This window comes from uncultured Ruminococcus sp., from assembly GCF_946415235.1.
Taxonomy (GTDB): domain Bacteria; phylum Bacillota; class Clostridia; order Oscillospirales; family Ruminococcaceae; genus Ruminococcus.
Genome location: NZ_CAMKRR010000018.1, coordinates 14,523 through 36,178, shown reverse-complemented (window position 1 = coordinate 36,178; position 21,656 = coordinate 14,523). Strand labels below are relative to the sequence as shown.

13 protein-coding genes are annotated in these 21,656 nt (G+C 45.9%); 12 read left to right on the top strand and 1 reads right to left on the bottom strand.

The window, feature by feature from the left end:
• Nucleotides 1-34: 34 nt before the first annotated feature.
• The 8 genes from Q0R37_RS06020 (at nt 35) to Q0R37_RS05985 (ending at nt 7,858) form a co-directional block, all read left to right on the top strand.
• Entirely contained in the window at nt 35-904 is an 870-nt protein-coding gene (locus tag Q0R37_RS06020; RefSeq protein ID WP_294752442.1) for an LCP family protein, read from the top strand.
• Nucleotides 904-1,668, top strand: a complete 765-nt coding sequence (locus tag Q0R37_RS06015; protein ID WP_294752440.1) for a TatD family hydrolase — start codon at nt 904-906, stop codon at nt 1,666-1,668. Before Q0R37_RS06020 ends, Q0R37_RS06015 begins: the two co-directional genes overlap by 1 nt.
• Nucleotides 1,669-1,685: 17 nt before the next feature.
• Nucleotides 1,686-2,444, top strand: coding sequence for a protein phosphatase 2C domain-containing protein (locus tag Q0R37_RS06010; RefSeq protein ID WP_294752438.1), 759 nt, complete (start codon nt 1,686-1,688; stop codon nt 2,442-2,444).
• A gap of 460 nt (nt 2,445-2,904) precedes the next feature.
• Nucleotides 2,905-3,990: a 3-phosphoserine/phosphohydroxythreonine transaminase gene (gene serC, locus Q0R37_RS06005; protein ID WP_294752436.1), complete on the top strand. Its 1,086-nt coding sequence runs from the start codon at nt 2,905-2,907 to the stop codon at nt 3,988-3,990.
• Between the two features lie 140 nt (nt 3,991-4,130).
• Entirely contained in the window at nt 4,131-5,291 is a 1,161-nt protein-coding gene (locus tag Q0R37_RS06000) for a phosphoglycerate dehydrogenase (RefSeq protein WP_294752434.1), read from the top strand.
• A 283-nt stretch (nt 5,292-5,574) separates the two neighbouring features.
• Nucleotides 5,575-6,345, top strand: coding sequence for a hypothetical protein (locus tag Q0R37_RS05995; protein WP_294752432.1), 771 nt, complete (start codon nt 5,575-5,577; stop codon nt 6,343-6,345).
• Between the two features lie 145 nt (nt 6,346-6,490).
• On the top strand, nt 6,491-7,144 hold the full coding sequence (locus Q0R37_RS05990) for a hypothetical protein (protein ID WP_294752430.1): 654 nt from the start codon (nt 6,491-6,493) through the stop codon (nt 7,142-7,144).
• 18 nt (nt 7,145-7,162) lie between these two features.
• A complete protein-coding gene (locus Q0R37_RS05985) occupies nt 7,163-7,858 on the top strand; it encodes a hypothetical protein (RefSeq protein ID WP_294752428.1) in 696 nt (231 codons plus the stop codon).
• A gap of 63 nt (nt 7,859-7,921) precedes the next feature.
• On the opposite strand, the gene Q0R37_RS05980 is transcribed toward Q0R37_RS05985, so the two are convergent.
• Nucleotides 7,922-8,152 carry an HPr family phosphocarrier protein gene (locus Q0R37_RS05980; protein WP_294752427.1) on the bottom strand — a complete coding sequence of 77 codons (231 nt, stop codon included), beginning with the start codon at nt 8,150-8,152 and terminating at the stop codon, nt 7,922-7,924.
• A gap of 266 nt (nt 8,153-8,418) precedes the next feature.
• Between Q0R37_RS05980 and mtaB the strand changes: the two genes are divergently transcribed.
• The 4 genes from mtaB to Q0R37_RS05960 all read left to right on the top strand — a co-directional run bounded on the left by mtaB (nt 8,419) and on the right by Q0R37_RS05960 (nt 21,490).
• The gene (mtaB, locus tag Q0R37_RS05975) at nt 8,419-9,732 is read left to right on the top strand and encodes a tRNA (N(6)-L-threonylcarbamoyladenosine(37)-C(2))-methylthiotransferase MtaB (protein ID WP_294752425.1); all 1,314 of its coding nucleotides are present in this window, start codon (nt 8,419-8,421) and stop codon (nt 9,730-9,732) included.
• 165 nt (nt 9,733-9,897) lie between these two features.
• Entirely contained in the window at nt 9,898-13,602 is a 3,705-nt protein-coding gene (locus tag Q0R37_RS05970; RefSeq protein ID WP_294752424.1) for a phosphoribosylformylglycinamidine synthase, read from the top strand.
• A gap of 368 nt (nt 13,603-13,970) precedes the next feature.
• Nucleotides 13,971-17,225 carry a leucine-rich repeat protein gene (locus Q0R37_RS05965; protein WP_294752422.1) on the top strand — a complete coding sequence of 1,085 codons (3,255 nt, stop codon included), beginning with the start codon at nt 13,971-13,973 and terminating at the stop codon, nt 17,223-17,225.
• Between the two features lie 137 nt (nt 17,226-17,362).
• The gene (locus Q0R37_RS05960; RefSeq protein WP_294752420.1) at nt 17,363-21,490 is read left to right on the top strand and encodes a leucine-rich repeat protein; all 4,128 of its coding nucleotides are present in this window, start codon (nt 17,363-17,365) and stop codon (nt 21,488-21,490) included.
• The last annotated feature ends 166 nt before the right edge of the window (nt 21,491-21,656 follow it).

Here is a 21,656-nt window from a genome sequence, read left to right as displayed (position 1 = left end):
CTGACGATCAAAAAACATGAAAGGAGCCGAAAAAATGGCTAAAAAAACAGGACACGTAGCAGTACCTTTTCTCCTTACTATCTTCATAGGTCTCATCTTCGTAGGCGGCGGCGCCCTTGCCGCATGGAAGTACTGGGGACTTGGACAGCGTGAGAAGCCCTCTGAGCCCATACCGCGTACAGACGGTGTTGTAACGAGCAAGGACAACCATACTATGCTGCTCATACTTGAAACCTCAAACGAGCTATGTCCGCCTACATTTATGCTGATGCGCTCAATGCCTGTAAAGGAGCAGGTATACCTCATAGGCATACCGTCAAACTCCATATCCCTCGTTGACAATGATCAGATGGGCATACTCGAGAAGTATACGTCACAGGGCTGCAGCGGTGCGGTGGAATACGTGGAAAAGGTCTTTGACATAAAGATAGATAAATACATGAAGTTCACAGATGACGCATTCAAAAAGGCCTGCGACATCTTCGGCGGTGTTTCTTTCCCTGTGAATGCGGATATTGCAGGCTTCAAGAACGACGGAAGCTCACAGTTCCTCAACAGCGATCAGGCGCTCACCTTCGTTACCTACACTATGTTCAATGACGGCGAGAGCGAAAGAGCTTTCACAGCCGCTTCCGTAGTGGCTTCCATGATGAATCAGACTGACGGTCAGTACATTTCGGATACTCTTGACAACAGCTTCAATTCCATCATAAATCTGACGGAGTCAAATGTGACCGCTTCCGACTATAAGGATATCAAGCCTGCCATAAAGTACCTTTTCGAGCACGGAAATGCATTTGCCATGGCGATATCCCTCAACGGTACGGATTCGAGCGAGGACTTTATACCAAGCACAAACTTTATAAAGAGCCTTAAGGAACAGTATTTCTCGGAGCAGGAATAATGAATATATTCGATACCCATGCACATTATGCGGACAGCGCCTTTGACGGGGACAGGGAACAGGTGCTTGCGGAGCTCCCCGACAAGGGAGTAAAGCTTGTTATGCTGGCAGCCTCGAGTATTGAGGATTCCCGCGAGAACGCGCTGCTCGCAGAAAAATACGACTATATCTACGCAGCTGCGGGAGTTCACCCCGAAAGCGTCGATGAAACTCCTGCGGATTACATTGACACCCTTAAGAAGATAATAGCCTCAGAGCCGAAAATAAAGGCGGTGGGGGAGATAGGTCTCGACTATCACTATGAGGGTTTTGACCGCGAAAAGCAGATACGCTTCTTTCGTGAGCAGCTGGCTCTTGCAAAGGAGCTTGATATGCCTGTGATAGTTCACAGCCGCAATGCCGCCGAGGACACCGTGGAGATACTTAAGGAGTATCGTCCGAAGGGCGTTGTACATTGCTTCAGCGGCTCTGCCGAAACTGCAAAGGAAATAATAAAAACAGGTATGTATATTGGCTTTACAGGCGTACTTACCTTCAAAAATGCAAAAAAAGCACTGAAAGCTCTTGAAGCTGTGCCGCTTGACAGGCTTCTCATGGAGACGGACTGCCCTTATATGGCGCCCGAGCCCTTCAGAGGAAAACGCTGTGACAGCTCCATGATACCCTGTACAGCAGCTAAGGCGGCAGAAGTAAAGGGCGTTGATGTCGAGGAGCTTCTTGACATCACCTGCCGCAACGGTATGGAAATGTACGGTATAATATAAAGAGAGGAGGAGACCTGATGTATTATTGCTGCGGAGTGACAGACAAGGGCATGATGTCCCATAATGAGGACGCACTGCTCATAAACGGCAGCGTTATAGATTCGGGCTCTTCCGAGCAGACGCTGAAAGAGCCTTTTCTGGCGGCGGTCTCCGATGGAGTATCGGGAGAGCGCTCGGGAGAACTGGCTTCCAAAATGTGTCTGGAGCTTCTGAGGGACAAGGGCTTCTCCGACGGTGACGACCTTGAGGAAAAGCTGCTTTCGGTACATCACGGGCTTGCGGAGTACAGCGAATCCGACCCCGAGACTCATAATATGCAGGCTACGGTCTGCGGTATTGCTGTTGACGGAAAGAACAGCATATACACATTCAATGTGGGAGATTCGCGGCTTTACCGCTACAGAGGCGGACGCATCAAGCAGATATCCCGCGACCAGTCACTTGTACAGCTGCTCATAGACGAGGGAGCTATCACTACCGAGGAGCGCAGGACCCACGTTCACAGGAATATCATATTCCCTGTGCTTGGCAATGTAAAGTCAGAGCCAAAGATAGATATAGCGGAGCTTCCCGAGGGAATGGAGTACGGCGACCTGCTTCTGCTCTGTACTGACGGACTTTCGGACTATGTTTCGGTACTCGATATGGAGGAGATACTGGAAATGCCGAAAAGTCTGAAAACAAGGCTGCATCTTCTTGTGGACAAGGCTCTTGCCAGCGGAAGCAAGGATAATATCACTGCGATAGCGGTGGTATGCTGCGAAAAAGACGGTTGAAGAACGGCTGTGAGCCGTTCTTTTTTTATGGTTAGGGAGAATATCTATGGAAGTAAAACGATTTGAACCTGAGAAAGACTTGCCTTTATTGAACCTGTGAGCATGAGAGAAAAAACAGACACAAGAGCATCGGTGCGATACTTAAATGCAGGGAGAAGGGCGCTGAAAAGCGCTGCGTTAATTCCTACGACCGGCATAGGAAATTCTGTAACGCGGCTGGCTTTGTCACGGATTATCAAATAGGCTTCCGGTATAATAAATCGGTTTAAAATGTTGCACAGAGTTAACAACATATTATAAGCTGTAAATTTGTCCTACCTTTTTTCGCAGCTTTTGCCAAAAAAATAACAAACTATAAAAAAATCGTTTTTTTATATTGACTTATTTTAATTAAAGGAGTATAATTTATATTGTATTGCAAATACTACTTATATACATATCAATTTGGAGGTTTTTTAATATGGGCAGAGTTTATAACTTCAGCGCAGGTCCCGCAGTTCTTCCCGAGGAAGTTCTCAAGGAATGTGCAGAGGAAATGATGGATTACAAGGGATGCGGTATGTCCGTAATGGAGATGTCTCACCGTTCAAAGGTTTATGACGAGATAATCAAGGAAGCCGAGAAGGATCTCCGCGACCTTATGAATATCCCCGACAATTACAAGGTGATCTTCGTACAGGGCGGCGCTTCACTGGTATTCGCAGGTGTTCCTATGAACCTTATGAAGAAGGGCAAGGCTGCTTACATCATCACAGGTCAGTGGGCTAAGAAGGCTGCTCAGGAAGCTGAGAAGTACGGCGAAGTAGTTAGAGTGGCTTCATCTGCTGACAAGACATTCTCTTATATCCCCGACTGCTCAGATCTCGATATCCCCGATGATGTCGATTATGTTTACATATGCGAGAACAATACCATTTACGGTACAAAGTTCTGGGAGCTCCCGAACACAAAGGGTCACGAGCTTGTTGCTGACGTAAGCTCATGCTTCCTCTCAGAGCCTGTTGACGTTACAAAGTACGGCGTTATCTACGGCGGCGTTCAGAAGAATGTTGGTCCTTCGGGCGTTCAGATCATCATTGTTCGTGAGGATCTTATCGCTGACGGTCCCGCACTCAAGTGCACTCCTACTATGATGGACTGGAAGATACAGGCTGACAACGAGTCACTTTACAATACTCCTCCCTGCTACGGTATCTACGTATGCGGCAAGGTATTCAAGTGGATCAAGAAGATGGGCGGCCTCGAGGCTATGAAGAAGCATAACGAGAAGAAGGCTCAGATCCTTTACGATTTCCTCGACAGCAGCAAGATGTTCAAGGGCACTGTTGAGAAGAAGGACCGCTCACTCATGAATGTTCCTTTCATCACAGGCAATGAGGAGCTCGACAAGAAGTTCGTTGCAGAGTCAAAGGCAGCAGGCTTCGAGAACCTCAAGGGTCACAGAACTGTCGGCGGCATGAGAGCTTCCATCTACAATGCAATGCCTATCGAGGGCGTTGAGAAGCTCGTTGCTTTCATGAAGAAGTTTGAAGAAGAAAACTCGTAATAATTCATAATGCATAATGCATAATGCATAATTACAGAGAAGCGCTATACTTGATATACCGAGCGCAGCGAGTTCAGCAATTATGAATTATGAATTCTTAATTATGCATTTCAAAAATAAACAGAAAGAGGTTTACTGAAATGTACAAGATCCAGACATTAAACAAGATCTCAGCTATCGGTACAGACGTTTTTGACAAGAGCAAGTACTCAGTATCCGAGGATTGCGCTAATCCTGACGCTATCATGGTACGTTCCGCAAAGATGCACGATATGCAGTTTGGAGACAATCTCCTTGCTATCGCTCGTGCAGGTGCAGGTGTTAACAATATCCCTGTAGAGCGCTGCGCTCAGGAGGGTATCTGCGTATTCAACACTCCCGGCGCTAACTCAAACGCTGTTAAGGAGCTGGCTATCTGCGCTCTCCTCCTTGCTTCAAGAAAGATCGTTGAGGCAGCTTCATGGGCAGCTTCACTCAAGGGCACACCCGATGCTCCCAAGACAGTTGAGGGCGGCAAGTCCAAGTTCGCAGGTCCCGAGATCGCAGGCAAGACTCTCGGTATCATCGGTCTCGGCGCTATCGGCGGCAAGATCGCAAACGCAGCCGAGTCTCTCGGCATGAAGGTCATCGGTTACGATCCGTACCTCTCTGTAGGTGCTGCTCTTCACCTTGAGCCTTCCGTAAAGATCGTTACAGATATCAACGATATCTATACAAACAGTGATTATATCACTATACATATGCCTTACACTCCTCAGACAAAGAACACTATCGACGCTGAGCAGATCGCTATGATGAAGGACGGCGTTCGTCTTATCAACCTCGCAAGAGGCGAGCTCATCAACAGCGAGGCAGTAGTAAAGGCTATCGCTGACGGCAAGGTGGCTAAGTACGTTACAGACTTTGCCGATGATACAGTACTCGGCGTTGACGATGTTATCGTTCTCCCTCACCTCGGTGCTTCAACTCCCGAGAGCGAGGACAACTGTGCAGTTATGGCTGCTGAGGAGCTTATCGAGTACCTCGAGAACGGAAATATCAAGAACAGCGTAAATCTTCCAAATGCTGCAATGAACGCTGTAGGTACAAAGATCTGCATTATCCACAAGAATGTTCCTACAACTATCGCCTCCATCACAACAGTAGTGGGCAACGAGGGCATCAATATCGAGAACATGGTAAATGCTTCAAAGAAGGACTTTGCTTACACAATGCTCGATGTTGTCGGTGACGTTCCTCCTACGGTAGAGGGCAAGATCAACGCAGTTGACGGCGTTATCAGAGTAAGAATAATCAAGTAAATGAAAAGCAGCTGAAAAGCTGTATTGTTAAAACAAGTAAACAGTCATAAGGATGTTAAAAGTTTCCTTATGACTGTTTTTTTATTGCATGATATAACTATAAAATTCAAGTTTACGCATTGTGAGGCGTGTGAGCCATTCAACGCAGCAGAGCCGCTTTCGCTGTGTCAAGCGGTAATACTGCCAAAAAAATAATCGAAAATTTGTAAGAAACGATAATTGATACTTCTTGCCGAATATGATATAATTCACTTGTGAATATTTCTTGAACGGTGGTGAAGCAATGAAAGCAGGAATAATCGACAGTGCGAAAAAAACTAAATACTGGGAGAAAAACCTCGGCTCATGCTTTGAGTGTGTGATCGCTCCCGATGCGAACGGACTTCCCGAGTGTGATATCATAATCGTGTCGGAGTCGTATTGCAGCGGTTCTGTTGCCTCGGTGATCGAGAATGTACGGTCTTCTGCAAAGCATTGCAATACACCCATTGCTGCATTCACTTCCGAGGGCACCTGCGAAAATCAGGAGATACTTATGGCTCTCGGCTTTGATGATGTTATAAGGACTCCAATATGCAGCCAGCTGTTGCTGCGCAGAGCAAAATCCCTTGCAACGGTAGTTCCGCATAACGACCTGCACAGATCCATAACCATAGACAGCCTCCTTAAGATAAAGGACGGCGAATCAGGCGCTTACTGCGTCCGTTCGGTGGATTTTACGAATATATTCAGATTTGTGCTCAGATTTCTCGAGCGCACTCAGAAACAAACACAGATACTCTTATTCCAGCTGAGTACTCACAGAAGGAGCTCCTATGACAAGTGGGAGCAGATGATGAGCATACTTTCGGAAGAGATACGCAAATGTCTCCGCAGAGGTGACCTTGCCACAGTATGCAGCGAGGACAGGATAATGGTGCTGCTCATCGGCGCTGATGAGGACGGCGGCCGCCTCGTGGCTGATCGTATCGTCAGCAGCTTCTGCAATGAATGCGGTGACGATTCGTTCGTGGTTACATACGATTTAAGAGAAGTCCATGCTTTAGGGCATTGAGCATTATTTCCTCAGATAACAGCAGATCCTGAGAGCTTTCCGGTTCTCGGGATTTTTGCTGTTTTGTAACTTGATATTTTGCGGGATATGCAGTATAATGGAGTTACAAAAGATTAAGTTACAAAAGATTTTCAGGAGGCGGAGCATGAAAAATATCAGAAAAATCGCCGCGCTTTCGGCAGCTGCGGTGCTTGCGGCACTGACGTTCGGCGGCTGCAGGGATAATAACAGTCCCGCACAGACCGAGAAAGCAGCGGTAACTACTGCGGCTATAGATATTGCCGAGTGGTCGACACAGAACCCCTTTGCGGCAGAGACGACCGAAAAGAATACTCAGAACAGCAAAACAACTTCTGCAAAAAATAAGACGACGACTACTACAGCAAAAAGCAATAAGGGCAAAAAGACAACCACGTCCAAAGCTAAGAACAATAACAGCAAAAAAACGACCACAACTTCGGCTGCTCCCGAGGAAACGACAGCAGCTTCCGCCTTTGACAGCGAAGACGGTACATATGCCGAGTACCATTTCAGAAGCAAAAAGCTCCTTACCGAGCATTTTGAGAAGCACGGAGCGGAGTTCAAGGACGATTTTGATTATAAAACAGCTCAGGAATACGAAAAGGGTGCAAGCGACGTCGTAAACAATTCCGAGGCTCTGCACAAGACCGAAGCCGAGGACGGCGACGGAGTATACTATATCGAAGCCACCAATGAGTTCGTCATACTGTCAAAGGACGGCTATATCAGGACGTATTTTCGCCCCAACGGCGGCAAGAGCTATTATGACAGGCAATAATATGACGGAGGGAAAATGATGGATAAGAGAGCGGCCGCAGCAGCAGTTATGAGCTGCTGTGTGCTTTTGTCTTGCGGATGCTCCGCAAAAAAGAAAACAAATAAGACCGAAAAAGACGACAGACCTGTAACATGGTCTGTGGAACAGAGATCTCTCGATGAGATAACTCCCCTGAAGGGCGAGGAAAACGTGTTTATCACCCGCGATGAGGACAGCGGTGCTGTCAGACTTATACAGGGGGTTCTCGGGAAAGAAGCGATAAAGGACGAAAAGTCGGCGCTTGACTTCATAGCGTCACTTTCGCGGGAAATGGGCTTCAATGATGTGTACAGCGAGATGAGGTTCGGCGGCACTACCGATTACAGTGACAGGGTCGATTACAGATTTGACCAGTATTTCGAGGATATGGAGATAATCGGCAGCTATATCGAGCTTACCGTTGACAAGTCCGACGGATACAAGCCCATAATCATCAGCAGCACCTATTCCGATACGTGGGAGTTCAGCATAAAGCCAAAGGTTAGCTCTGCGGCGGCTGTTATGTGTGCGGCAGACAATTATAAGGTCTCGAAGGAGACAGCGCCGAAGCTGGCTATATACAGCGGACCGATCCTCACATGGATAGTTCCCGTTGTGGATGACAAGATAGCAGAGGTATATATAAACGCAGAAAACGGAAATACCTTCCACAGAGAGCTTAAGGTCTCACAGTGAGCATGGATAAAAAGAAAAGGGATACATTCCTTTCGGAACATATCCCTTTTGCTTTGCTATTATTTACTTTACAATGAAACGGTCGATCTCTTTAAGAAACTTATCAGCATCATCTGTGTGCGCGTTGAGTTCGATGGGCTTAGAGAGGTCGAGGCTGAAAATACCCATGATAGACTTTGCGTCTACTGCGTATCTGCCGGAAACGAGGTCGATATCGAAGTCGTACTTCATAACGATATTGACGAAATCCTTTACGTCATTGATTGCCTGAAGATTAACAGTTGTTTTAGTCATGCTTTACCTCCTGTTTTCAGATGTCTGTGTTTTTTCTTGTTTATTTCTTTTTTTGCGGCCTTTTCCTTTACCGCAACTATATAATAACACGTATATTACACGGTGTCAAGCAGTTCCTCGTATTTTCGTCAATATGGTGTATTTGATTGACACAGCGAATGAGTTTTTTATTAATTTTACTGTTGAGAATGCATAATATTTATTAGTGAAAATTGTGCATATTTCACATCGGAATATGCAATTTGATAGAATATAAAAGGTGGTTTATGTATAAAATTGCGTTTGTGACCTTCGGATGTAAGGTCAATCAGTACGAGACCGAGTGCATGAGAGCGCTCTTTCTCGAGAATGGTTTTGCTGCTGCCGAAAAGGCTCTTTCAGCCGATGCGGTGGTGATAAATTCATGTACGGTCACAGCTTCGGGAGACAGCCGCACTCTTACAGCGCTGCGGAAGCTGAGAAAAGCGCTGCCCGATGCTGTCATAGCCCTTACGGGCTGCTATCCTCAGGCTAACCGCGAGGAAGCGGAAAAGCTCACGGAGGCGGATATAATCATCGGTACAAAGGACCGCAGCTCTATAGTAGGACTCGTGAAAGCCTGCCTTGAAAAGCGCTCGCGTGTGGTAAATATCTCGGATTATTCGGCGGACGATGTGTTCGAACCTCTGAGATGTACGAAATTCGACAATAATACCCGTGCCTTTGTTAAGATACAGGACGGCTGCAACCAGTTCTGCTCATACTGCATGATACCCTTTGCCCGCGGACGCTGCCGCTCAAAGCCAATGGACCTTCTCTATGATGAGGTCAAGGCTATAGCTGCGGGGGGCGTAAAGGAGATAGTGCTTTCGGGCATAAACCTTGCTTTTTACGGCAGGGAATTTGACCGAGACCTTGCCGATGCTGTGGAGCTGTGCGCCAACACAAAGGGCGTGGAGCGCATAAGGCTCGGCTCCCTTGAGCCCGAGATGATGTCGGGAGCTCTCCTGAGAAGGCTTGCTGCCGTGCCGCAGTTCTGTCCGCAGTTCCACCTTTCGCTGCAAAGCGGCTGCGAAAAAACCCTGAGAAATATGAACAGGAAGTATACCGCTGCGGAGTATCTTGCCCTTACGGAGCATATCCGCGGCATATTCCCCGAATGTTCGTTCACTACGGATGTTATGGTGGGATTTCCGCAGGAAACTGAGGCGGATCACAGGGAATCGGTGGATTTCGTGAAGAAGACAGGCTTTTCAAAGGTCCATGTGTTCAGGTTTTCACGCAGAAGCGGCACAAAAGCGGATAAAATGGACGGACAGATCGCCGACAGCGTAAAGTCTCAGCGCTGGCAGGAAATGACCGCCGCCGCCGAGGAAACAAGAGAGGGCTATCTGCGCTCGCTGGTGGGAAGAACTGTTCCCGTGCTCTTTGAGCGTGAAAATTCTACAGAATTTCATCACGGATATGCACCTGATTATACATTAATAAAGATTTATCGGAAATTTCCCGAAAAAAGTTTGCGTAATCAGATAAGAAGTGTTATAATAGAAGAGTATGGTCACGACTGCTGCTTCGGCAGCCTTGTCACCGACGCTTATTAATGCTTTATCCAATTCGTAATTCGTAATTCGTAATTCGTAATTGTGGTGTCGCCTTGCGGCGACTGATTTGAAGAACTCTTTTTCAGATAATATCTGTGAAGCCGATATCAATAATTACGCATTACGCATTATGCATTACGCATTAAATTGAAGGGAGACTGAATTATGTCCGTATTCAGAATTTACGTTGAAAAGAAGCCTGAATTTGCAGTAGAGGCTCAGTCTGTGCTCAGCGATATCAAGACCGCGCTCAGACTAAATATCTCAGGTGTACGTATCCTCAACAGATACGACGCAGACAAGCTCAGCGAGGAGGATTTCAAGGCTGCTGTGAATACCGTTTTCTCCGAGCCTGCCGTTGACGTTGTGTATGACGAGCTTCCGCAGGTAAGCGAGACAGACAGAGTATTTGCCGTTGAGTACCTTCCGGGACAGTTCGACCAGAGAGCCGACAGCTGCGAGCAGTGTATACAGATACTCCGTCAGGGAGAGCGCTGCCGTGTAAGAAATGCGAGAGTATACATAATCTCGGGCATCATCAGCGATGCAGATTTCGCAAAGCTCAAGGCATATATCATCAACCCTGTTGAGAGCCGAGAGGCTTCACTGGAGACTGTAAAGACCCTCGATACAAATTACGATATCCCCACAACTGTTGAGGAGCTTGAGGGCTTCATAAATCTCAATGCATTCGGACTTCATGCATTTGTTGACAAGTTCGGCCTTGCCATGGACTATGACGATATAAAGTTCTGTCAGGACTATTTCCGCAATGAGGAAAAGCGCAACCCCACTATCACGGAAATACGCATGATAGATACCTACTGGTCTGACCACTGCCGTCATACCACATTCCTTACCAATGTTGAAAACGTAAAGATAAATACTCCTTATATAAAGGATACATACGATATGTATCTCAATGTCCGCAAGGAGCTGGGTAGAACGGACAAGCCCATGACCCTTATGGATCTTGCTACTCTTGCGGCAAAGAAGCTGAAGGCTGACGGAAAGCTCCCCGACCTCGACGAGAGCGAGGAGATAAATGCTTGTTCCGTAAAGATAAAGGTGGATATCGACGGACAGACAGAGGACTGGATCCTCATGTTCAAGAACGAGACCCACAACCACCCCACAGAGATCGAGCCCTTCGGCGGTGCGGCTACCTGTCTCGGCGGCGCTATCAGAGACCCGCTTTCGGGACGTTCATATGTATATCAGGCAATGCGTGTTACAGGTGCGGCAAATCCTCTCGTGCCTGTTGAAGATACTATCGCAGGCAAGCTCCCTCAGAGAAAGATAACTCTCGGAGCTGCCAACGGCTACAGCTCATACGGCAACCAGATCGGTCTTGCAACAGGCCATGTTGCCGAGGTATACCACCCGGGCTATGTGGCAAAGCGTATGGAGATAGGCGCAGTCCTTGGTGCGGCTCCTGCTGAGAATATCCGCAGAGAGCGTCCCGTTGCGGGAGATATAGTTATACTCCTCGGCGGAAAGACAGGACGCGACGGCTGCGGCGGCGCAACAGGCTCGTCAAAGTCTCATACTCTTGAGTCTCTTGAGCACTGCGGCGCAGAGGTACAGAAGGGTAATCCTCCCGAGGAGAGAAAGCTCCAGAGACTGTTCCGCAATCCCGAGGTAACAAGGATGATAAAGCGCTGCAACGACTTCGGTGCAGGCGGTGTATCAGTTGCTATCGGCGAGCTCACGGACGGACTTGTTATCAACCTCAATGCAGTGCCGAAGAAGTACGACGGTCTTGACGGCACGGAGATAGCTATTTCCGAGTCTCAGGAGAGAATGGCTGTTGTTATCGCTCCCGAGGACCTTGACAAATTCATGGAAGAGGCTGCAAAGGAGAACCTTGAAGCTACCCTCGTTGCCGATGTTGTTGACGAGCCCCGCCTTAAGATGATATGGAACGGAAACACTATCGTTGACCTTTCACGCGAGTTCCTCAACTCAAACGGTGCTCCCAAGTATACGGATATAGAAGTTGAAGCTCCCGAGCTCCTTGCAGATACAAATACGGCAGACAGTGCAGAGTCATGGACTCAGCTCATGTCCAACCTCAATGTGTGCTCGCAGAAGGGACTTATCGAGAAGTTTGACTCCACTATCGGTGCAGGAACTGTTCTTATGCCTTTCGGCGGTGTATATCAGATGTCTCCTTCACAGGCTATGGCTGCAAAGATACCCGTACTCACAGGCGAGACGAATACCTGCTCGCTCATGGGCTGGGGCTATAATCCCGATATATCCGAAAAGTCGCCTTATCACGGTGCAATGCTGGCAGTTATCGAGTCTATCGCAAAGGTAGTTGCCGCAGGCGGTACCTATAAGAAGTGCTGGCTCACATTCCAGGAATACTTTGAAAGAACCCAGAACGACCCGAAACGCTGGGGCAAACCTATGGCTGCTCTTCTCGGCGCATTCAAAGCTCAGCTTGAAATGGGCTGCGGAGCTATCGGCGGCAAGGACTCAATGTCGGGTACCTTCGAGAATATAGATGTTCCGCCTACACTTGTTTCCTTTGCTGTATCTACTGCTATGGCAGACAAGGTAGTTTCCACAGAGTTCAAGGGCGCAGGCAATACGGTTATCTCTATCGTTCCGGAGTATGACGCAAACGGACTTCCCAAGTTCGACAGCATAAAGGCCTGCTTTGACAAGGTAGAGAAGATAATCGCCGATGACCGCGCAAATGCAATATGGACAAACGGCTACGGCGGATTTGCTGAGGGCATCGCAAAGATGTGCTTCGGCAACAAGCTGGGATTTGAGTTCACAGCAAGACTCAGCGGCAGGGAGCTCTTCAAGCCCTGCTACGGCGCTTTCATCATCGAGCTCAAGGGCGATGCTAAGGACGGCGAGAACGTAATCGGTAAGACTATCTCCGATTACAAGATACTCTGCCTTGACTATACTGTAAATCTTGACAACCTCCAGAGAATATGGGAGGGCAAGCTCGAACCCGTATTCCCGTGCAGGATAAAGACTACGGATACGACTCCGCAGACTTATTCTTCACCTAACCGCATACAGCTTTCAGCTTCGGCAAAGATCGCAAAGCCGAGAGTACTTATCCCTGTATTCCCCGGAACAAACTGCGAGTACGATACTGCAAGAGCTTTCGAGAAGGCAGGCGCTAAGCCTGAGGTGGTAGTTATCCGCAATCTTTCCGCAGGCGATATCGAGGAGAGCGTAAGGTACTTCGAGAATGCGGTAAGACGCTCAGAGATAATCATGATCCCCGGCGGCTTCAGCGGCGGTGACGAGCCCGAGGGAAGCGGTAAGTTCATTACGGCATTCTTCCGCAATCCGAAGATCAAGGACGCTGTTCATGACCTCCTCAAGAACCGCGACGGACTTATGCTGGGTATCTGCAACGGCTTCCAGGCACTTATCAAGCTGGGACTTGTTCCATACGGCGAGATAATCGACATGGCAGACGATGCTCCCACGCTTACATTCAATACTATCAACCGTCACCAGTCCATGATGGTCAATACACGTATCGCTTCAAACAAGAGCCCGTGGCTCTATGGCTGCGAGGTAGGCGATATACATACAGTTGCTATCTCACACGGTGAGGGACGCTTCGTAGCTCCCGCAAGCCTTATCCAGCAGCTTGCAAACAACGGTCAGATAGCTACTCAGTACGTTGACCTTAACGGCAACCCGACTATGGATATCCGCTACAATCCGAATACTTCCATCGAGGCTATCGAGGGAATTACTTCTCCCGACGGACGTGTATTCGGTAAAATGGGACACTCCGAGCGTAAGGGCAGCTACATCTGCAAGAATGTTGCGGGCGAAAAGGATCAGAAGATATTCGAGAGCGGCGTGAAGTACTTCACATGATGTCCGCGCTGACGGCGGTATGCCTCGCATATATAATATAATTGTCTTAAAAGTCCCTCTGATATAATTCGGAGGGACTTTTTGATAACTATTTGTAGATTATGTCGTATGCATATTTAATACACAAGTGTATATATTACGTTTTGTATTCGATTTGTCATTTTCTCCATTTTGTAGCTGAAGCCATAGTAGATAATATACAATTTGCATATCAAGTAAGTATCTCTTATACGAAAAAATGACGATTTTGGTTATTCTACTTGACATAATATGTAGTAAAGTAATATAATAATCAGTGATATAGGATTTGATTCTTATATTGGGAATTAATATTTTTATACGGAGTTTATCCGGGGAAGGAAAAAATCATGAAAAAAGTAATATCCACATTATTAGCCCTCTCTCTTATCGCAGGAGGCATCAATGCAACAACAGCTGCACCTGAATATGCAGAGAACAGCAAGCTTATCGTAGCAGATGCTGCAACAGCAGATACCTCTGAAGCAGGAGAAGCTCAGACTGTTAAAGCATCAAGCAAGTATAGCCTTGTTAAAAACACATCATGGGTAGATAAGACTAACGGCAATACGTATCAGATTGCTCAGATAAACGGAGAATATACGATTTGTCTTACAAAAGTTAAGAATACAAATATTACAGTTGATATGAGCGAAGAAATTGAGATCGACAGTGAAGTTGCAGCTAAATTGGAGGATAGCCAGAAGCCTGCAAAAAATGTCGCAACAGTTATTGCTGACAAGGCTTTCTATGATTCATATCTGAAGGAAATTGATCTTACAGGAGTTGTATATATTGGTGCAAATGCATTCCAGAAGTGTCAGTATATTACAGAGATCACTATTCCTGCCAGCGTGGAATTTGTTGGAAGCTATGCGTTCGACAGCAGCGGACTCAAGACCCTTACAGTAAATAATAAAATGACTGAGATACCGCAGAATTTCTGTAATTCAACAAAGCTTACAAAAATAACATTCGCACATCCTGAGCTTATTGAGGTCATTGGAAAGAATTCGTTTTCAAATACTCCTCTGGCTGCACCTATCTTTAATTCATGGTCAGATGTATCAGCTTATAAGCCGCTCGTCAGAGTAGAAGATAATGCTTTCTCAGGCTGTACATCTATGAAGAGCGTGGTAGTTGCGGATAATATTTATTATCTCGGAAAAAATGCATTTAAAGGCTGTACAGGCATTGAGAGCGTTGTATTCGGTAAGATTCTGAATGGCTGTGACCAGAACTGCTTTAATGGCTGTACATCACTGAAGTCGATCAAATTCAATGACTGCGTTGAGTCACTGGCAGGCGGATGCTTCCAGGGCTGTACATCTCTTGTAGAGGTATCAGGTATACCTGCAACCGTTCATGATTGGGAAAAAGAGGATGCAGCAACAGGTACAGGTATAGGAAGCGGTGTATTCGCTGACTGTACTTCACTCCAGAGTGTGGTTATCCCAAGATCTCTTGCAAGAATTGCACCTTCAATGTTTGAGAATGACGTAAATCTTGCAAAAATTACTTTCCAGAATCCCGGCGGAGAAGCTGTAACAGAGAGCCCTGAGATCGTAAAAATCAAAGCTAAAGCATTTAAAAATTGCCCGAAGATCACCAAGGTAAGCTATCCTAATGTAGTAGAAGTTGAGGAGAGCGGATTTGAAGGCTGTACAGGCGTTGTTTCTGTTTCAATTCCGAGCAGCCAGCTGATCAGAAAGACTGCTTTTAAGGGATGCACATCCATGACTTCATTCAAGGCAGGCGAGTGCCAGATCGTTGGAGACAACGCTCTTGAAGGCTGTACTGCCATAACAGATATCACTCTTCTTTCCAACCAGTACGGTGGAGATGAGGATCCTAAAAATTCTCCTGACTTAACAAATTCATCACACGGTTATGTATTCAAGGACTGTACAGCTGCAAAGAAGATCACCATAAAGACCGCAGGCAACAACAAGCTCAGTTCAGGCCTTTTCTCGGGATGCAGCGCACTTGAAAGCGTTAATGCAGATGTTACGGGAATTCAGATCATAGGTAAGGACTGCTTCAGCGGATGCACAAAGCTTCCGAAGCTTAATTTCAGCGGATTGAAGATCATAGAGGCAAGCGGTTTTGCAAACTGTTCATCACTCAAGAGCATTTCTGACAGCGGCAACAAGCTCTCTGCAACTGACTACGGCAGCAAGTGCTTCCAGAACTGTTCTGCATTGAATATAGAAGTTAACGGTGTGATATCAACTATCGGTTCTTATGCATTTGATAAGAGTGCGGTTACAAAGGTCGATATCGACGGAATGGAAGGCGGTACAGTTGTAATCGGCGATTACGCTTTCTCAAACTGTGAACTCCTCAGTTCTGCAAAAATAGGCTCGGATGGCGTTGAGAAGTTCTCCGTAGGTTCAAACATATTTGCAAATTGTCCTGTACTTAAAGAAGCAGTATTTGACGGCAATATCATCACAAAGGCTATGTTCCAGAACTGTGCAGAGCTTGCAAGTCTTAAAACATCAGCTGATAAGATATATGATAATGCATTCTCAGGCTGTTCAAAGCTTCCTCAGGTAACTAATCTTGAAGGTACAGCAGCTGTTGTAGCAGCAGAAATAAACGGCGGTGCATTTGCAAACTGTGCTGCTCTTACAAATTCTTCATCTGATAAGAACACAGTATTCAAGGGTTCGGGTCAGTATGCAGGCTGCTCATCTCTTACTTCAGCAGAAGTAAAGGCACTTACTGCTTCCATGTTCCAGAACTGTTCAAATCTTACAAGTGTATCACTGGGTGAGGACGTTGTAAGCGTTCCCAATAACTGCTTCCAGAACTGCTCAAAGTTTGCAAACTTTGATTTCTCCAAGATCACATCTATCGGAACGAGCGCATTCGAGGGCACAGCGGTTAAGAAGATCGCATTCGGCGCTCCCTGCGATATCGGACAGAAGGCATTCAATAACTGTATCAGTCTTGAGAGCGTAACAGGTGAGGTAGTAAATGTTGGTTCCAACGCATTCAATAACTGTTCAGCTCTTAATGAAGCTGTGCTGAAGTCTTCTTCAAGCAACCCGATCCAGAAGATCGGCTCCAATGCATTCACAAACTGCTCAAGCCTTGGTTCTATCACAATCTACGGCAATCCTTCAGTAGCAGGAAAATCTGTCGGATATGTCGGCGGCAAGGAAAAGGAAGGCTTTACACTCCTCGGTGAGGGTGACGGCAATGTCAAGAAGTATGCTGATTCTAACGGATTCAACTACCTCGATGCTAATTCGGGTGAAAAGCCGCCTGTTATCACATCCACAACAACAACTGCTACAACTACAACTTCAAAGTCCACAACTACAACGACCACAACAACAAAGAAACCCGGTACTTTAGTATATGGTGACGCAAACTGCGACGGTGCTGTTGATATGTCAGATGCAGTTATCATCATGCAGGCTCTTGCAGCTCCCAACAAGTACGGCCCGAACGGTTCCGATTCACATCACATTACCGAGCAGGGACGTCTGAACGGTGACGTTGATCTTTCAAGCGCAGGCATCACATCAAACGATGCTCTCCGCATCCAGCAGTATCTGCTCAAGAAGATTACTTCACTTGATCCTACAAAATAATAGAGCATAATTGTCATTTATTGCTCATGTTTTATGCGAATGTCTCCATTTTTTGGGGACATTCGCTATTTTTATTGACACTGTGATCGGACTGTGATATAATTATATAAGATTTTTATATATCGGAGGATGATTATATGAACAAAAAGAAGCTTATTGCTGCTGTTCTTGCATTGACTATGTCATGCAGTTCTGTCCCTCTTATGAACATTACTGCTCAGTGCAGTGTAATAACAGCAAATGCAGCGGATTATGACGAGGTGACCGAGGGCGATTTCACTTTTCAGGTCTACAGCGATCATGCCGAACTTATCAAGTTTGAAGCAACAACTGTAAAAGACGTTACTGTTCCTGATAAAGCAAGCGGTCAGCCTGTTACTGTTATCGGCAATTCTGCCTTCAGATCGAACAGCGTTCTGACAACTGTTACTATCCCTGATTCTGTTAAAACTATCGGCGTCTGCGCTTTTAATGGATGCTCAAATCTTACGGAGGCAGTTATCGGTAATGGTGTTGTCAGGATCGACGAGTATGCTTTCGCTGACTGTAATAATCTCGTTGATGTTACGTTAGGCGAGAATGTTGCTGAAATAGGCGATAGCGCATTCAGCTGCTGTTCATCCCTTACTGAGCTCACTCTGCCTCAGAGTGTGAATGTTTTGGGATCATATGCATTCAACAAGTGCTTGTCTCTTGTTACTGTAAAGCTGAGCGATAATATCACCGTGCTGAACAGTGAAACATTTTGGGGCTGTAAATCACTGCGTAACATTACACTGCCTAATAAACTGGAAAAAATAGCAAACAATGCATTCAGAGACTGTTCAAGTCTTAAAAAGATCGTTATTCCTGACAGTGTTGTCGAAATGGGAACCAGTGCGTTTTTTTACTGCACGAGCCTTGCAAGTGCAGAGATCGGAAAAGGACTGAAATCAATACCCGAATACTCTTTTGCCGACTGTGATAAGCTTGCGGAGGTCTCTATAGGAGAAAATGTAATTGAAATACAGGATCATGCATTTTCAGGCTGCGGTGCTCTTACAGAAGTAAAGCTCCCCGACAAGCTTGAGGTGCTTGGCAGCGGTGTATTCAAAAGCTGTTCTTCGCTTACAAAGGTAACTATGGGCGACGAGATCGCAACATTGAATACAGAGGTGTTCTATAACTGTGATGCACTTACGGAGATAAGGCTGTCAGAAAAGCTGAAAACTATCTCAAGCTACGCTTTCAGAGGCTGTACAGCTCTTGAAGCTGTCACGATACCTGCCGCGGTTTCGGTCATCGGAGACAGCGCGTTCAGCAGTACAGGCATTAAATCATTTGATCTGCCCGCAAGTGTAAAAACACTGGGCACAAACAGTTTATATAACTGTAATTCCCTTACTGAGCTGATCGTAAGAAATCCGAATATGGTCTTCAAGGGAGACCTTTTAATGCCAAAGGAAGTAACTATAAAGAGCTATGCTGATTCTTTGGCTCAGGAATATGCAGAGGATAAAGGTCATCCCTTTGTTCTTCTTGACAGTTCTTCTGATGTAACTACAACCACAACAACGACCACAACTACAACGGCAAAGCCAACTACTACGACCACAACAGCAAAGCCAACTACTACGACCACAACAGCCAAGCCAACTACTACGACTACAATGGCAAAGCCAACTACTACGACCACAACAGCAAAGCCAACTACTACGACTACAACAGCCAAGCCAACTACTACGACTACAACGGCAAAGCCAACTACTACGACCACAACAGCTAAGCCAACTACCACGACTACTACAGCACAGTCAACAACTACTACAGCTAAATCAACTACCACAACGGCTAAGCCGGCTTCAACAACTACTACTGCAGCGTCAGCTTCTGTTTCGACCAATACGACGACCATGACCACTCTTTTTGATCATGCATCGACTACAACAGGACCTGTTTTACCCTATGAAGATATCCTGAAAAATGCAGATGTCAATGAGGACGGTAAGATCGACAATATTGATTCATTGAAGATAATGAACAATATGCTTGCTGATAAGAACGAGTTTACAGGAGGCAAGGGCGATGTCAACGGTGACGAGATCGCTGATTTCAGAGATGCATACGGTATCCTTGAGTATTACGGACGCGTGGTCTCAGGCGGAGGCAGCTATTATGACATGACAGAATGCTTCAAGCGTACCACAAAGACAAACAGGAAGGCTTCAATAAGCCAGACAGCCGTCAGTGTCGGTACAGATACTCCGAACAGCTCGATCAAGCTGGAATTCAGCGCTGATGTGCCTGTAAATGCTGTAAGCGGTCAGATATTATTCAACGGAAAGACTGCTTATGATGCAGGTATATATAGATTGGGGATCTTTTCCTCAAACAATAAGGTCAAATGTTCAATAAATGTTGTAAACGGAAAATTCTGCGCTTATGGCAGCGATAACGGTACAAATAAAAATGGCAGTATCATATTCAGCTTCACACCTTCTCAGCCGGGAGAGTATGTCATTACTTATGATGATCTTAAGTTCTATGGCACAGATTTCGCAGAATTCAGCGGCTATAAAAAGAACGGCTTCGATCCTTACCTGACTGTGGCTGTTCCCGCAACTTCCACCATCACAACACCATCCCCGTATGAAACCACTACAACCACAACTGCTGCTGTCAATGAACAGCTTATGAAAAATGCGGATGTGAATGATGACGGAGAAATTGATGCTGTAGATTCTTCCAAGATACTTTCGGGAATAGTCGGTAAAAGTGAACTTCCTGAAGGTAAGGGTGATGTTAACGGAGACGGAAAAGTTAACGTCATCGATGCTATGGCTGTAACGGAGTATCATGCAAATATTTCAACAGGCGGAGATGTAAGCGATTTCTTTATTAACCTTTCAAAGGCGCCGAGGATCATGGAGAAGAGCGTTACGATAAGTCAGAATGCTGCTTCGGGCAATGAGAATGATGAATACTGTGAATTTGTATTGAACATGAACTCTGAGTTACCTATCTCTGCTATTGAAGGTACACTGCTGTTCAACGGAAAAACACCTGCTGAGGTAGGTATCAATATGATAGATGACGATACTAAAAAGTACTCCATGTGGGGAAATGTTAAGAATGGTCGCTTCCAGATCTATTCAAGTTTAAGAAATTCCCCTGCTAAAGACAGCATCATATTCCAAGTTTATGGTATCAAGGCAGGCGAATATTCTATTTCCTATGGTGATCTTAAGTTCTACGGAAATGACGGTACAGAGTACAGAGGCTTTATCAAGAAGGACTTTGATCCTTATCTGACTGTCAATGCAGCTCCCGCAGCACCTGTTCTTACGAATGAACAGCTTATGAAAAATGCGGATATAAACTGCGACGGAAAGATAACAATGCATGATGTTTCGGCTATGAATGGCTATGTCTGCGGTGAGGAATGGATGATCCTGCCGGGTGACGGAGTTACACAGTACCCCGAAGAAGGCAAGGGCGATGTCAACGGTGACGGAAAAGTAAATGTAGTTGACTGTATTTTCCTGAATGATTACTATGACAAGCTTGAAAAGGGCGAGGATGTCAGCGAGTACTTTATCGGACTTACAAAGCTCCCGAAAACTATTGACAAGAAGGTGACTATAAGTCAGGCTGCTGTTTCATGCAGTGAGGATGATGATTATTGCGAATTTGTATTGAAATACAGCTCGGAAGTGCCTGTAAGTGCCGTTGAGGGTACATTGCTGGTAAACGGCAGACCTGTTTCGGAGGTCGGATTCCTGGGAGCAGAATATACCAAGAAAGACGATGCCAAGTACATTTATGATGTGAACGGAGAGAACGGCAAAATAGCGGTAAGATCTGTCTCTGAAGAAAAGAATACCGTGGATACCATAATTTTCCGTATTCATAAACCCAAGGCAGGCGAATATATTGTCTCATACGATGATCTGAAATTCTACGGCCCCGACTGTGCTGAATTCAGCGGATATGAAAAGAAGGACTTCACTCCTTATATGACTGTAAATGCAGCTTCGTCAGAGAATAAGAAGTCACTGGGCGACGTTGACGGAAACGGTCTTATTGACGCAGTTGATGCTTCAAAGATAAGCGTTGTATACGCAAGGCTCTCAACAGGCGGAACTGCTACGGAAGAGGAAAAGGCTGTTTGCGACGTAAACAAGGACGGTCTTATAGACGCAGTCGATGCTTCAAAGGTACGTGCTTACTACGCTCATGTATCAACAGGCGGCAAGCTTACCCTTGAGGAATTCCTCAAAAAATAATATCATCTTAAAGGACGGCTCCTGCCGTCCTTTTTTTACCTCTCATAAGAGGGCTGTAACAGGGCGTAATTAAACGGAAAAACGTTTAATTGCAAAAAAATAATTTTTAATTTTGACTTAGTAAACAAATTTTTGCTAATACTATTGTTGATATTAACAGAGTTTC